14 protein-coding genes are annotated in these 13,778 nt (G+C 61.5%); 7 read left to right on the top strand and 7 right to left on the bottom strand.

What is annotated here, in order from left to right:
* Window positions 1-142 precede the first annotated feature (142 nt).
* Window positions 143-1,189: a patatin-like phospholipase family protein gene (locus J1G18_RS11745; RefSeq protein WP_223007711.1), complete on the bottom strand. Its 1,047-nt coding sequence runs from the start codon at window positions 1,187-1,189 to the stop codon at window positions 143-145.
* A 215-nt stretch (window positions 1,190-1,404) separates the two neighbouring features.
* Between J1G18_RS11745 and J1G18_RS11740 the strand changes: the two genes are divergently transcribed.
* From J1G18_RS11740 to J1G18_RS11730, 3 genes are all read left to right on the top strand, one after another.
* Window positions 1,405-1,683, top strand: a complete 279-nt coding sequence (locus J1G18_RS11740) for a hypothetical protein (RefSeq protein ID WP_007963692.1) — start codon at window positions 1,405-1,407, stop codon at window positions 1,681-1,683.
* 79 nt (window positions 1,684-1,762) lie between these two features.
* Window positions 1,763-2,530, top strand: a complete 768-nt coding sequence (locus J1G18_RS11735) for a CHAD domain-containing protein (RefSeq protein ID WP_134787028.1) — start codon at window positions 1,763-1,765, stop codon at window positions 2,528-2,530.
* 226 nt (window positions 2,531-2,756) lie between these two features.
* Window positions 2,757-3,551, top strand: coding sequence for an acyl-CoA thioesterase (locus J1G18_RS11730; RefSeq protein WP_223007709.1), 795 nt, complete (start codon window positions 2,757-2,759; stop codon window positions 3,549-3,551).
* Between the two features lie 5 nt (window positions 3,552-3,556).
* Here J1G18_RS11730 and J1G18_RS11725 read toward each other — a convergent pair whose 3' ends face one another.
* The 3 genes from J1G18_RS11725 to J1G18_RS11715 form a co-directional block, all read right to left on the bottom strand.
* On the bottom strand, window positions 3,557-3,922 hold the full coding sequence (locus J1G18_RS11725) for an Mpo1-like protein (protein WP_027612458.1): 366 nt from the start codon (window positions 3,920-3,922) through the stop codon (window positions 3,557-3,559).
* 213 nt (window positions 3,923-4,135) lie between these two features.
* The gene (locus J1G18_RS11720) at window positions 4,136-5,617 is read right to left on the bottom strand and encodes a methyl-accepting chemotaxis protein (protein ID WP_223007707.1); all 1,482 of its coding nucleotides are present in this window, start codon (window positions 5,615-5,617) and stop codon (window positions 4,136-4,138) included.
* Window positions 5,618-5,831: 214 nt separating this feature from the next.
* Window positions 5,832-6,638: a TatD family hydrolase gene (locus J1G18_RS11715; RefSeq protein ID WP_134787025.1), complete on the bottom strand. Its 807-nt coding sequence runs from the start codon at window positions 6,636-6,638 to the stop codon at window positions 5,832-5,834.
* A gap of 235 nt (window positions 6,639-6,873) precedes the next feature.
* Here J1G18_RS11715 and J1G18_RS11710 point away from each other — a divergent pair, with 235 nt between their 5' ends.
* From J1G18_RS11710 to J1G18_RS11700, 3 genes are all read left to right on the top strand, one after another.
* Complete coding sequence (locus J1G18_RS11710) at window positions 6,874-8,298, top strand: transglycosylase SLT domain-containing protein (RefSeq protein ID WP_223007705.1); 1,425 nt, start codon at window positions 6,874-6,876, stop codon at window positions 8,296-8,298.
* A gap of 108 nt (window positions 8,299-8,406) precedes the next feature.
* A complete protein-coding gene (locus tag J1G18_RS11705) occupies window positions 8,407-8,841 on the top strand; it encodes a DoxX family protein (RefSeq protein ID WP_003226822.1) in 435 nt (144 codons plus the stop codon).
* Between the two features lie 248 nt (window positions 8,842-9,089).
* A complete protein-coding gene (locus tag J1G18_RS11700; protein WP_003226820.1) occupies window positions 9,090-9,398 on the top strand; it encodes a hypothetical protein in 309 nt (102 codons plus the stop codon).
* A 5-nt stretch (window positions 9,399-9,403) separates the two neighbouring features.
* Here J1G18_RS11700 and greB read toward each other — a convergent pair whose 3' ends face one another.
* From greB to J1G18_RS11685, 3 genes are read right to left on the bottom strand one after another with little or no spacing between them, the layout of a single operon-like run.
* Window positions 9,404-9,901 (bottom strand): transcription elongation factor GreB, encoded by a 498-nt coding sequence (greB, locus tag J1G18_RS11695; protein ID WP_007964774.1) that lies wholly within the window; start codon window positions 9,899-9,901, stop codon window positions 9,404-9,406.
* A 34-nt stretch (window positions 9,902-9,935) separates the two neighbouring features.
* Complete coding sequence (locus J1G18_RS11690; RefSeq protein ID WP_223007703.1) at window positions 9,936-12,440, bottom strand: ABC transporter permease; 2,505 nt, start codon at window positions 12,438-12,440, stop codon at window positions 9,936-9,938.
* Window positions 12,440-13,123 (bottom strand): ABC transporter ATP-binding protein, encoded by a 684-nt coding sequence (locus tag J1G18_RS11685; RefSeq protein ID WP_007964778.1) that lies wholly within the window; start codon window positions 13,121-13,123, stop codon window positions 12,440-12,442. The genes J1G18_RS11690 and J1G18_RS11685 overlap by 1 nt, the downstream gene beginning before the upstream one ends.
* A gap of 10 nt (window positions 13,124-13,133) precedes the next feature.
* Here J1G18_RS11685 and J1G18_RS11680 point away from each other — a divergent pair, with 10 nt between their 5' ends.
* Window positions 13,134-13,739: an arylesterase gene (locus J1G18_RS11680; protein WP_007964780.1), complete on the top strand. Its 606-nt coding sequence runs from the start codon at window positions 13,134-13,136 to the stop codon at window positions 13,737-13,739.
* Window positions 13,740-13,778: the final 39 nt, after the last annotated feature.

Genomic DNA, 13,778 nt, shown 5'->3' with positions numbered 1-13,778 from the left:
TTTGGGGTGGCTGAGCTGACGCCTTCGCGAGCAAGCCCGCTCCCACAGGGTTCTTCGGTGTGATTGAAATTTTGTGTTTCACACCCGGCCACTGTGGGAGCGGGCTTGCTCGCGAAGAGGCCCTGACAGCCAGCCGAGAACTTCAGGGCTCTCTACTCTGCTCACTCTCATACCGATCCAGCGTATCCCGCGCAATCTCCCGCCCCAGCGCGATCAGTTCCGGCGCCTTGTAGAACTCGAAAAACCGGCACACGCGCTTCGGCACGTTGATCAGGATGTCCGGCGGATAGCCGGCGATCTTGTATTGCGCCAACGAGGTCTGCATCACCTCGAAACTCTGGTTGATCAGGTCCAACAGTGACGCCGGCCCGACGTTGTCGATGATGAAAGAACCGGTGGCGGACTTCGGCGCGCCTTCGCGCTCGGGTGCCGCTGCCGGTTGCTGACTTTCCGGTTCGCTGCCTTCCAGCCATGGGTTGATGTCCGACGCCTCCGCGCGCAGGGCTTCCTGCTCAAGCAACAGCAATTGCTCGGCCTGTTTGCGGCGGAACGGCATCTTCGAACCCAGCGAACTGAGCAAACTGTCAAAGCGCGAACGAAACGCGGGCGGGCGCTGGATCACCGGCAATTTGTAGTGGCGCTGGTTGGTCGCGTTGAGGTTGACCGCGATGATCAGATCACAGTGGCTGGAGACCACCGGCACGATCGGCAACGGGTTGAGAATGCCGCCGTCCACCAGCATCCGGTTGCCCTGCATCACTGGGGTGAACAGGCTGGGAATCGCCGCCGAGGCGCGCATCGCCTGATGCAGACAGCCTTCCTGAAACCAGATTTCCTGCTGGTTGGTCAGGTCGGCGGCGACCGCGGTGTAGGGGATGCGCAAGTCTTCGATGTTGATCTCGCCGACGATCTTGCGGATCTGCCCGAAGACCTTTTCGCCACGTATCGCCCCGAGGCGAAAACTCACGTCTACCAGCCGCAGCACATCCAGATAATCGAGGGTTTCGATCCAGGTGCGGTACTCGTCGAGTTTGCCTGCGGCATAGATCCCGCCGACCACCGCGCCCATCGAACAACCGGCAATGCAGGCAATGTCGTAACCGCGTCTTTCGATCTCCTCAATGACCCCGATATGGGCATAGCCCCGGGCGCCACCGGAACCCAGCACCAGTGCGACACGCTTTTTCATCAAACATCCTCCCGACAAGGCTCCACAATGCACCCATCCGGGGGCGGGCGACAATCGCCAGGGTCGTTCGGGGCGGCAGCAGAGTCGTTTTCCGATACTGTGTGACCCGTCGGGGTTATCTTTTCGTTACCGCAGATTCACCGGGCGCCAAGGCACTTTTTTCGCGCCGCAACGTCTTACCTGCACGACTGTTGACCTATTTTGAGGTGTGAGTGATGAAAGCCTGGATCTGTGTGCCGTTGATTGCGCTGGCATTGGCCGGTTGCGCTGGCAAGACTGCTTATCGTGACAGCTGTGGCAGTCAGCTGGATGCGGCGTGGCATGAGCTGGACCTGGCCAAGGCCGAAGGTTTCGCCGGCACGGTCAGCTACTCCAAGGCGCTGTCGCTGCTGACGGCGGCCAAGACTCAGCAGCAATTCGAAGGCTTTGAAGGCTGCAGCAACAAGGCCGAGAAAGCCCGTTTCTATATTCGCGAATCCCGCGCCGGGCGCTAAGCTGCTGACTTGACGCAAGGATGCGGCTGGCCGACCACGGCAGACTCATCCTTCAAGCCATGTGAATCAGGAGCAAGTGATGTCTGCGTTGGTTGACCGGTTGGTGGCTCATGTCCTGAGTCTGGAAGTGCGTTTGCTGGCCTGTCAGGCGCGCGTGACTGCGCGTACCGACCCCGAGGCGCTACATGATTTGCGCACCACGGTGCGCCGCTTGCGCAGCCTGTTGCGACCCTTGCGTGGTTTGCCCGGAGTCGAGCAACTGGAAGGTGCCGCCTCGGCGGTCGGTCAGTTGACCACCCCGTGGCGCGATCGCGAGGTACTGGCGGCGTACCTGCTCAAGCATGATCAACCGCAAGCCGCACAGCGACGCATGGCGCAAATGGACGAAGCCTATCCAGCATTGGCAGCGAGCGCCGAAGTCGCTTCGCTGCTGATCATTCTCGACGCCTTCCCACGATTCCTGCGTGCCTCCGAGCGTCAGGGCCTGCTCAAGGGCCTGGGCAAACGCATCGAAAAACGCCTGCACAAACAATGGAAGAAACTCGACGAGGCGCTGCACGATCCGGCCCACGACCGCCATCGTCTGCGCTTGCTGATCAAGCGCGTGCGGTATGGCATCGAAGCCTATCCGGAACTGGATCGCCTGCCTGAGCCGGCGCTGGAGCGGCTGAAGTCGGCGCAGGGCGCGCTGGGTGACTGGCACGATTGCTGGCAGTGGCTGGCGCGGGCCGAACTGGAAAGCGATCTGCAAGCCTGCGTCGCGACCTGGCAGGCGGGCCTGATCAAGGCTGAAGCCAAGGCCGATCGGGTGCTGGAAAAACTCAGTTCAAGCTGCTTCAAATCCTGAATCCACTCAGATCCCCTGTGGGAGCGGGCTTGCTCGCGAAAGCGGTGTGTCAGTCACAGATGTGTCTACTGATACAGCGCTTTCGCGAGCAAGCCCGTTCCCACATTCGAATATCTTCCTGACCTTAAGGCCTTTCTGTCAGTCCATTTGACCGGAATAGACGCTGCGGCGCTCTGCCATGCTGGTTAAGATCGCTGCATTCCTTTTTTCGCTTGCCGAGGTTGTCATGCGTTTTTCCGATCTGCTCGATGCGGTTCGTCGCCAGCCAGAAGTGACCATTCCTGCCGAGTGGGGTCAGGGTCGGGCCAGTTTTGGTGGCCTGGTGGCGGCGCTGCAATACGAAACCATGCGCGCGAAAGTGCCGGCGGAGCGTCCGGTGCGTTCGTTGGCGATCACCTTTGTCGGCCCGGTCGAACCGGAAGTCCCGGTGAGCTTCGAAGTCGATGTGTTGCGCGAAGGCAAAGCGGTCAGCCAAGTGCTGGGCCGGGCTGTGCAGAACGGTCAGGTAGTGACGATCGTGCAGGGCAGCTTTGGTGCTTCGCGACCTTCGGAAGTCGCAGTCGAGGCCTATCCGGCAGCTGAAATGAAACACTGGGAAGAATGCCAGGAGTTGCCGTACATCAAGGGCGTGACCCCGGAGTTCATGCGCCATCTGGCGATGCGCTGGAGTGTCGGCGGCATGCCTTTCACCGGCAACACTTCGCGGCAGATGGGCGGCTGGGTGCGTTTGCGTGGCGATGTGAAGGAAGAGCCGGTCAATGAGGCGCATCTGCTGGCGCTGGTGGATGCGTGGCCACCGGCCTTGTTGCCGTACCTGAAGAGACCGGCACCGGGCAGCACGCTGACCTGGACTATTGAATTCGTGCAGCCGTTACGCGAGTTGAGCACGCTGGACTGGTGCAAATACTTGGCAGACATCGAATACGCCGCCGACGGCTATGGCCATGTCGCCGCCAAGTTGTGGAGCGCGGAGGGAGAGTTGATCGCCATGAGTCGGCAGACCGTGACGATTTTTGCCTGAATCACTCAATGCCGACGGTGGCGCTCACGCCAGGCGCGCCACCAGCCGCCACTGAGGAAGAACCGCGGAAAGGTCAGAAACTGCTCGACCAGCAAGCGTGACACGGCATCTTTGCGATCACTGAACGGCTCGGAGGCTTGCGCCTCCAGGCTGTGGCCGTGGCGCTGCAGACCCAGCGCCGCGACGATACCGATTACGCCGATGGCGATACTGGCCAGACTCAAGCTGAACACGCCGGACACGATCAACAGAAATGCAACGATAAACAGCGGCACGGCAATCAGGTGCAGCACCAGATTGGTCGGGTGCTGGTGATTGTTCGGGTACGCGCGCCATTGCCACGCGGGAAGATTGGGGTGACGTTTGCCCATGTTGACTACTCCTCGATCCATGTTGAACACATGCTTGAAGAATAGGCCGGGGCGGGTGGGGCGGCGAATCAAGGTTGGCTATGGCGGTGATAGGCGCAATGGCTGGATTCGATGGTGTTGCAATTGACGCCATCGCGAGCAGGCTCACTCCTACAAAGGATCTGCTGCGCACACAAATCCCCTGTAGGAGTGAGCCTGCTCGCGATGAGTCCCTTAAAGTTTGAGTTGACCGATGGCCTTGCTCAACTCCCCGGCCAGCGTCGCCAACTCATTACTGGTAGTCGCCGAATCCACGGTCTGTTGCACGGTGTTTTCGGTCACATCACGAATGCTCACCACCGCCCGATTCATCTCTTCCGCGACCTGACTCTGCTGCTCCGCCGCCACCGCAATCTGCGTGTTGCTCTCGCGCATCTGCGCCACCGCGCCAGTGATTTCCGCCAGCGCCTCGCCAGCCTCCTGCGCCTGCTGCACGCAGTCGTCGGCCTTGTACGAACTCTCCTGCATGAAGTCCACCGCATCGCGGGTGCCGGCCTGCAGCGCTGAGACCATGGTGGTGATTTCATCGGTGGAGGTCTGCACACGTTTCGCCAGGTTGCGCACCTCATCAGCGACCACCGCAAAACCGCGGCCCATCTCGCCGGCACGCGCCGCTTCGATGGCGGCGTTGAGCGCCAGCAGATTGGTCTGTTCGGCGATGCTGTGGATCACACTGACTACGCCGTTGATCTTCTGGCTGTCTTCGGCCAGGCGCTGGATCATTTCGGCAGTCTGCTGCACGCCGCTGGAGAGTCCGGCAATCGACTGCTGCACACGGCTGACCACTTGCTGGCCGCTGCCCGCGAGACCATCGGCGGTCTGCGACAGGTCACGGGTGGCGCCGGCGTGTTGAGCGATGTGATAAACCGTGGCGGTCATTTCATTAATTGCGGTGGCGGCCTGATCGGTCTCGCTCTGTTGACCGAGCATGCCGTGGCGCACTTCGTTCATGCTCGCCGCCAGACGCGCAGCGCCGACGTCGAGTTGCCGCGCGGTGTTGGCGACGGTGGTGACCACGCGCTGATAACCGGCCTGCATCGCGTTGAACGCATTGGCCATTTGCCCGACTTCGTCCTTGCAGGCCAGCGGCACGCGGGCCGAGAGATCGCCGCTTTTCTCGACATGCAGCATTACGTCTTTCAAGGTGTTGAGCTGACTGAGCAGGAAGCGGATCAGCAGTTGCGAAGCGCCGAGCATGGCCAGCATCAGGATGAACACCGCCACGGCGTAGTTGGCGAAACGATCACTGAACACTTGCGCCAGACTTGGGCCATAGGCGATGACCGCGACTTGCTCGCCGTCGCCACGACTGAACACTTCAGCGCCCAGCAGCGGGTTGCTGCCGAACAGCGGCAGATGATTGATCTCGTTCCAGCCGTTGTTGTCGCCGATCTCCAGCACGGGTTGATCGTTGATGCGCGGCGCTTCACCGCGTTTGAAGGTCAGCACCTGATCAGTCTTGGGCAAGGCCTGCCCGGTCGGCCAGGCCTTGAGCAATTGTGCCTGGGCTTGCGCGGAGGTTTTCGACGCGTGGCTGCGTGCCTGCTGCTCAAGCTGCACGGCATACAGCACCAGCAGCAGGGTGGTGACGAAAGCGACCGCATTGACCGCCCAGAATTTGTATTTCAGCGAGATATTGCTAAGCCAGGCACCCATGGAGGTCTTCTCTGATAGCGGAAACAGTTTTGGCAAGGTGCCAGCATTGTGCCGCTATGCAGATCTGAAGATCTTGATACAGGTCAACAGGTTCTACGCTGAGCCCCTTTGTGGGAGCGGGCTTGCTCGCGAATGCGGTGGTTCAGTTAATTAACAATGACTGACACACCGCCTTCGCGAGCAAGCCCGCTCCCACAATGGGATTTGAGGCGTGTCAGGGCAGGGCGGGGAGGTTGAAGAACGCGCGGGCACAAGCCGTTGTGTGCGCAGCCAGATCTTCCTCGGTCTCGCCCCGATGCAGCGCCACTTCGCGCAGCACCTCGGTCAGATACGCCGGTTCATTGCGGCCGTTCTTCGGCTTTGGGCGCAAGGTGCGCGGTAGCAGGTACGGCGCGTCGCTTTCGAGCATCAGTCGTCCGCGCTTGATCTCCTTGACCAGCGGGTGCAGATGCGTGCCACGGCGCTCGTCGCAGATCCAGCCGGTGATGCCGATGTGCAGGTCCAGATCGAGGTAACTGAACAGGGCTTTTTGCTCGCCGGTAAAGCAGTGCACCACGGCGGCGGGCAGTTGGTCGCGGAAGTCCCTGAGGATTTCCAGCAGACGCTGACTGGCATCCCGCTCATGCAGGAACACCGGCAATTGCAGTTCTACCGCCAGCGCCAGATGTTCTTCGAGGACTTTTTCCTGTTGCGGGCGCGGCGAGAAATCACGGTTGAAATCCAGCCCGCATTCGCCCACGGCGACCACGTTTTGCTCTTGCAGCAGACTGCGCAAACGACGCGCGCTGTCAGCGTTCCAGTCACTGGCCGAATGCGGGTGAATGCCAGCGGTGGCAAACAGCCGCTGGCCGCTTTGATCCAGTTGCCGGCAGAGCTCCAGCGCCTGTTCGCTACTCTCGACGCTGGTGCCGGTCAGCACCAGTTGGCAGACCCCTGCAGCGTAGGCGCGGTCGAGCACGGCCTGATGTTTTTCGGCGAAACTGGGGTTGGTCAGGTTGACGCCGATATCGATGAGTTGCATGGTTCTACCTCGGGCCGAAGGCCGGAAAGCATACCAGAGCTGTAGATTTATAAGAAAAGCCAAGAACTACAACGAGTTATAGCTGTCTTTTGATGCCGTGACGTAGCCCGGGTTGGCAGAAAAGCCATCACTGTGCCAGTCTCTCGCACTTTGCCAGCGCTCCAGGCGCTCTGTTTTCGTCGGTGATTTCGACCGTTCAGCGGTGAAATCACCCCGTATTCTTTCCGGAGAGTGGATGCATCGTCCCTCGGTTTTGCTCCTGTTGTGCGCGTCACTGCTGCTGCTGCCGATAACGGCGGTTGCGCGCTTGCCCGGGCCACAGCAAGCCGTGCCGGCCGCCAAGGTTCGTGACCTGTCGGAGATCCGCAGCAGTCGAGTGTTGCGCGTGCTGGTCAATCAGAGTCGCAACAGTTCCGGTGAAGTCCAGGGTCAGGCCATCGGCGTCGAATACCATCGCCTGCGCGCCTTCGAGCAATACCTCAATGGCCACGCCCGCGATGGTCAGGAGGTCACCCTCAAGATCATTCCCAAAGCCAAGGATCAACTGCTTGGCGCGTTGCAGCGTGGTGAAGGAGATCTGGTCGCGCCCGGCGAGCTGCTTGATCTGCAACCCGGCCACGCGGTTGCCAGCAGTGAGCCGATCGCCAGCAACGTGCCGCTGGTGCTGGTCGGCATCAAGGGCGAGCGCCGTTACACCAAGGTCGAGCAGCTTTCCGGCAAAACCCTGGCCTTGCCCACCGGCAGCGCGGCGGGGGAGGCGGTCAGCCAGCTCAATCAGAAACTGGCGTTGCACAAACTGGCGCCGATCAAGATCGAATGGGTCGATCCGACGCTGGCGGTCGAGGACGTGCTGGAGATGGTGCAGGGCGGGATTTTCCACCTGACCGTCGTCGAGCAACCGATCGCCGAGCGTTGGGGCAAGATCCTGCCCAAGCTGCGTTTCGACCGGCAATTGATGATCAGCGAACCGGGTGAGGAATACTGGTTCGTGCGCCGGGATGCCTCGATGCTGCGGGCGAGCATCGATCGTTTCCTGGGCGGCTACAGGAAGCCGGCGAACGAGGATGCAGAGTTTCTGCGGATTTATCGACGGCTCTATCAAGTGCATTATCCGTTGGCCAAGGCTGACCGCCAGCGTCTGGAGAAACTGCGCCCGACCCTGCAAAAACACGCCGACGCGCAAAGCATGGACTGGCTGAATCTGGCGGCGCTGGCCTTCAAGGAGTCAGCCCTGCAACCCAGCGCCCGCAGCGGCAGTGGCCCGACCGGGTTGATGCAGATTACCCCGTCCGCCGCGCAGCGGGTCGGTGTGAACAATATCCAGAATCTCGATGCGAATGTGCAGGCCGGGGCCAAGTACCTGGCGATGATTCGCCGCAAGTTTTTCAACAGTCCGAAACTCAATGAGCGCGAGCGCATGGCGTTCACCCTGGCGGCCTACAACATCGGCCCGGAGCGGGTGCAAGGCATGCGCGCCGAGGCACGGCGGCGCGGGCTGAATCCGAACCAGTGGTTCTTTCAGGTCGAGCGCATCGCCATGGAGCAGGTGGGCATGGGCCCCGTCAGCTATGTTAATAGCGTGAACAAGTATTACCTGGCGTTCGACCGGGAGCGGGAGTCGCTGGAGCCCCGGGGACAGAAAGTCGCTTCACGGAAATGATCTAATAATTTGATTGTTATGGCGGAATAATTGCGCTTTTAACATGAATTTAACTGATTAATATAGCGGCCAATCCCAACACACTTCTCGCAAAACAAGGAATGCCCCATGAGCTCTCTGATCAACAAGGTTCTGTTCACTCGCGCCGGTTACGGCCTGACCATTCTGCGTATCGCGGTCGGCGTGATCTTCGCCGCCCACGGTTCGCAAAAACTGTTTGGTCTGTTCGGTGGTTACGGTCTGGCGGGCACCGCGCAATACATGGACAGCCTCGGTCTGCACCCGGGTTACCTGATGGCCACGCTGGCCGGCGGTACCGAGTTCTTCGCCGGTCTGGCGCTGATCATCGGCCTGCTGGTGCGCCCGGCGGCGCTGGGTCTGACCTTCCTGTCGCTGGTGGCGATCTTCACCGTACACATCAGCAACGGTCTGTTCATGGCCAACAACGGTTACGAGTTCGCCCTGGCGCTGCTCGGTGGCAGCCTCGCGGTGATGATCGAAGGCGCCGGCAAGCTGTCGGTGGATCGCGCCATCGCCGGTTGAGCGCTCTGGCTCAAGCAAAAGGCCCGCATTGTGCGGGCCTTTTTTGTTGCGGCCGATTCTTGACACTCATCGGTCACGTTATCTAGGATGTTGCTCATGCGCCGATTTAAACAGCTACTTGCGGGGCGCCAGGTGACTCAGAAAGTTGCCGTCAGAAGCCGGAACAGGGCTTCGAAATACCGCTAAAGCGCTGGTTCGGTGTTGCCTCTCACCTGCCATGCAGACTTTTGAGGCAGAGACACGACACGATGAATGCACTACGCCCTCCAGCACGTCCCGCGCCGATCACGGCACATATCACCCAGCGCAACCCGAAAATCCTGCTTGGCGGCAAACATCAGCCGACGCTGTTGCGTTATCTCGATGGCTGGCCACGTCGCAGCGGCGGTCCTGCCGCGTTCCTGATCCAGTTCGTTGAAGATGGCGAGTCGCTGGCGCGGTTTGCCAGTGACAGTTTTGATCTGGCAGTGATTCAGGCACCGAGCGCTGAAGACGCTCCGGAAATGATCAAGCAACTGACCCGCGTTGCACGGCAGGGTTTGATCACCCGCCGCTGAAACGCTCAGGGATAGTCGATCGCCACGATATAGACAAACTGCTCACCGGTTGGCGTCTGTACCCGGACTTCGGCGTCCAGCGCCTTGCCGATCAAGGCGCGGGCCAGTGGTGAGTCGATGCTGATCAGACCCAGTTTCAGATCCAGTTCATCCGGACCGACGATGCGGTAGCGCGACTGCTTGCCGTCTTCGTCCTCGATGGTGACCCAGGCGCCGAAGTAGACCTTGTTCGGATCGCTGGGTTTTTCGCTGACGACCTTCAGTGCTTCGAGACGCTTGGTGAGAAATCGCACGCGGCTGTCGATCTCGCGCAGCATTTTCTTGCCGTAGGTGTACTCGGCGTTTTCCGAACGATCACCCTGCGCCGCTGCTTCGCTGACCGCTTGCGTTACCTGCGGGCGGCGCACATGCCACAGCTCATGGAATTCGGCGCGCATCCGCGCTTCACCTTCAGGGGTGATCAGCGCGGTGCCGGCGGTGCGGGGAGGGCGATAACGGCTCATGGCAACTTCTTGTGGTGACGAAGGCTGGAGTCTATCAACCCTCGCGCAAGACTGTCAGCGGGCTCGCATTCAACGCCCGACGCGTACCGAACACGCCGGCACCGCCAATCAGCGAGGCGCCAATCAACGGCAGCATCAGCAACCATGGATGCGGATGCCATGGCAGATCGAATGCATAGCGATACAACACCAGACTCACGACTTCCGAACCGATGGCTGCCAGCAAGCCGCTGACCGCACCGAGCAAGCCGAACTCGATGCGGCGGGCCTTGACCAGCAATTGCCGCTGCGCCCCCAGCGCACGTAACAGCGCGCCTTGGCGAATGCGTTCATCCAGGGTCGCCTGCAGGCCGGAGAACAGCACCGCCATCCCCGCCGCCAACACGAACAACAACACGTATTCCACCGCCAGGGTGACCTGGGCGAGGATGCTGCGCAGCTGTTCGAGCAGAGCTTCGACCTGAAGGATGGTCACCGCCGGGAATGCCCGTGACAGTTCGACGATCTGCTGATCGTGACCGGGGGCCAGATAGAAACTGGTCAGGTAAGTCGCCGGCAGATCCTTGAGGGTGCCGGGCTGGAAGATCATGAAGAAGTTCGGCTGGAAGTTGTCCCAGTTGATCTCGCGCAGGCTGGTGACTTTCGCTTCACGATTGACCCCGCCCACGCTGAACACCATGTGATCGCCGAGTTTGAGCTTGAGGCTTTCGGCGACTTTGCCTTCAACCGACACGCCGGGTACGTCATCCGAGGGTTGCCCGGTCCACCACGAACCGGCGGTGAGCTTGTTGCCAGCCGGGAGGTCGGCGGCCCAGGTCAGGCTCAAGTCACGTTGCACGGCACGGTCGCCGGCCGAATCCTTGCTGACGATCTGCTGCACCGGTTCGCCGTTGATGCTGATCAGCCGTCCTGGCACTACGGGGTACAGTGGCGCTGCTTGTGCGGACACCTTGATCAAATGATCGGTGAAGGCCTGTTTGTCCGCCGGCAGAATGTTCAGGGCGAAGTAGTTGGGGGCGTTTTTCGGCAACTGGTTTTGCCAGGTGTCGAGCAGCTCGCCACGCAGCAGGGCGATCAGCGCCATCGACAGCAGGATCAAACCGAACGCCAGCGCCTGACCGGCAGCGGCCAGTGGATGACGCAGCAGCTGCCCTAGGCCGAGACGCCACGGCAGCGGCGCGCGGGCGAGCATTCGGCGCAGGCTGTTGAGCAACAACAGCAGCAAGCCACCCAGCACCAGCGCAGCGACCACGCCACCGCCCAGCAGGGCGAAGGTCAGCAGCAGATCCAGACTCAGGCGCCACATGATCAGGCCCAGTGCACCCAGCGCCGCGCCATAGACCATCCAGGTGCTCGACGGAATCGGCAGCATGTCGCGGCGCAGTACCCGCAGCGGTGGCACCCGACCCAGCGCGGCAAGTGGCGGCAGGGCGAAGCCGGCCAGCGCCACCAGCCCGGTGCCGATCCCGGCGAGTGCCGGAAACAGACCGCCCGGTGGCACATCGGCAGGCAGTAGATCATGTAATAGAGCGAACAGGCCCAGTTGCGCCAGCCAGCCGAGCACTGCGCCGCTGAGGGCAGCGAACAGGCCGAGTACGGCCAGTTGAATGCTGAACAGCAACATGGTTTCCCGACGCGACAAACCAAGGCAGCGCAGCAAGGCACTGGCATCGAAACGGCGACTGGCGAAGCGGTTGGCCGACAGCGCCACGGCCACACCGGCCAACAGCACCGCGACCAGACTGGCCATGTTCAGGTAGCGCTCGGCCTTGCCCAGTGCGCCGCCAATCTGCCGGTTGCCGTCGCGCGCATCCTGTATGCGCTGATTGGCGGCCAGACCGGGTTTGAGCAATTGTCGGTAGGTTTCCAGCGCCTGCGGTTCGCCGCGCCACAGTTCGCGATAACTCACGCGGCTGCCGGGTTGCACCACGCCGGTGGCGGCGAGGTCATCGAGGTTGATCATCACCCGAGGCGTGAGGCTGTAGAAGTTGCCGGCGCGATCCGGCTCGTAAGTCAGCACGCGGGTCAGCTTCAAGGTTTTCATGCCGACGTCGATGCTGTCGCCGATCTTCAGATCCAGCGCAGTCAGCAGACGAGCTTCAACCCACGCTTCACCGGGTTGCGGCTCGCCGCCCGAGGTTTCAGCGGCAAACGGGGCCGGGGCACTTTTCAGCTCGCCGCGCAGCGGGTAGGCGCGGTCGACGGCTTTGATGCTCGATAACTGAATGCCATTGTCGGTGGCAATGACGCTGGAAAACTCCACCACCTGCGCATGATTCAAGCGCAGCTCGGTGCCGCTGCGGATCTGTTCGTCGCGGGCCGGCGAGCTGCCCTCAAGCACCAGGTCGGCGCCAAGGAACTCGGTGGCGCGCAGCATCATCGCACCGTTGAGGCGGGCGCCGAAGTAGCCGATGGCAGTACTCGCCGCGACCGCCACGACCAAGGCAAAAAACAACACGCGCAATTCGCCGGCGCGTGCATCGCGCATGAGTTGACGTAGGGCGAGACTGAACAGACGCAACAGCGGCAGACGTGCCATCAAGGCTCCAGAGGGGCAACCAGCAGCCCGGCTTCAAGTCGGATCAGGCGCCGGCAGCGATGGGCCAGGCGTTCGTCGTGGGTCACCAGCACGAGGGTGGTGCCGCGTTCCTTGTTCAGTTCGAACAGCAAGTCGCTGATGCGCTCGCCGGTGTGGCTGTCGAGGTTGCCGGTGGGTTCGTCGGCGAATAGCACGTCCGGCTCGGCAGCGAAAGCCCGGGCAATCGCCACGCGCTGTTGTTCGCCGCCGGAGAGCTGGCGCGGCGAGTGCGTCAGGCGCTGGCCGAGACCGACCCGTTGCAGCAGTTCGGTGGCGCGTTCGCGGGCGTCTTTGCGGCCATCGAGTTCCAGCGGCAGCATGACGTTTTCCAGGGCGTTGAGGCTGTCGAGCAACTGGAAGGATTGAAAGACGAAACCCACGTGTTCGGCACGGATGCGCGCGCGCTGGTCTTCGTCGAGATTGCTCAGGCCTTGCCCCGCGAGGATGACTTCGCCGCTGCTTGGCAGGTCGAGGCCGGCGAGCAGGCCGAGCAGGGTGGATTTGCCGGAACCGGACGCGCCGACGATGGCCAGGCTGTCGCCCTGGTTCAGTTCCAGGCTGAGTTCGTGCAGGATAGTCAGTTCACCTTCCGCGCTGGGAACCACTTTGCTGAGGTTCTTCGCGGTGAGAATGCTTGCGCCCATGGAGAATCCGATGCGTGTGTGGTTTTTGAGTGCTGGCCTGGCCTTGATGTGCATGGCCCAGAACGCAGCGGCGGGTACTGTCCTGATCGTTGGCGATAGTATCAGCGCCGGTTTCGGACTGGATACCCGCCTGGGGTGGGTATCGCTGCTCGAGCAACGGCTCAAACAGGAGGGTTTTGACGACAAAGTGGTCAATGCCTCGATCAGCGGCGACACCAGTGCCGGAGGCCAGGCACGCCTGCCGGCGCTGCTTGCAGAGCACAAGCCGGAACTGGTGATCCTCGAATTGGGGGGCAACGACGGCCTGCGCGGAATGCCGCCAACGCAATTGCAACAAAACCTTGCGGCGATGATCGACAGCTCGCGTCAGAGTGGCGCCAAGGTGCTGCTGCTGGGCATGCAATTGCCGCCCAACTACGGCAAGCGTTACACCGATGCCTTCGCCGAGGTCTACGGCAAACTCGCCGACGATAAAAAGATCCCGCTGGTGCCGTTTTTCCTCGACGGCGTGGGTGGGCATCCCGAGCTGATGCAGGCCGATGGTCTGCACCCGGCCGCCGGGGCTCAGGGCAAGTTGCTGGAAAATGTCTGGCCGACGCTAAAACCGCTGTTATGAGGCTTTTCTAGTGGCAGGCTTTCGGCTAATGTGGCGCCC

The sequence above is a fragment of the Pseudomonas sp. MIS38 genome, assembly GCF_019891575.1.
Lineage (GTDB): Bacteria > Pseudomonadota > Gammaproteobacteria > Pseudomonadales > Pseudomonadaceae > Aquipseudomonas > Aquipseudomonas putida_A.
This window is presented reverse-complemented; position numbering and strand designations above follow the sequence as displayed.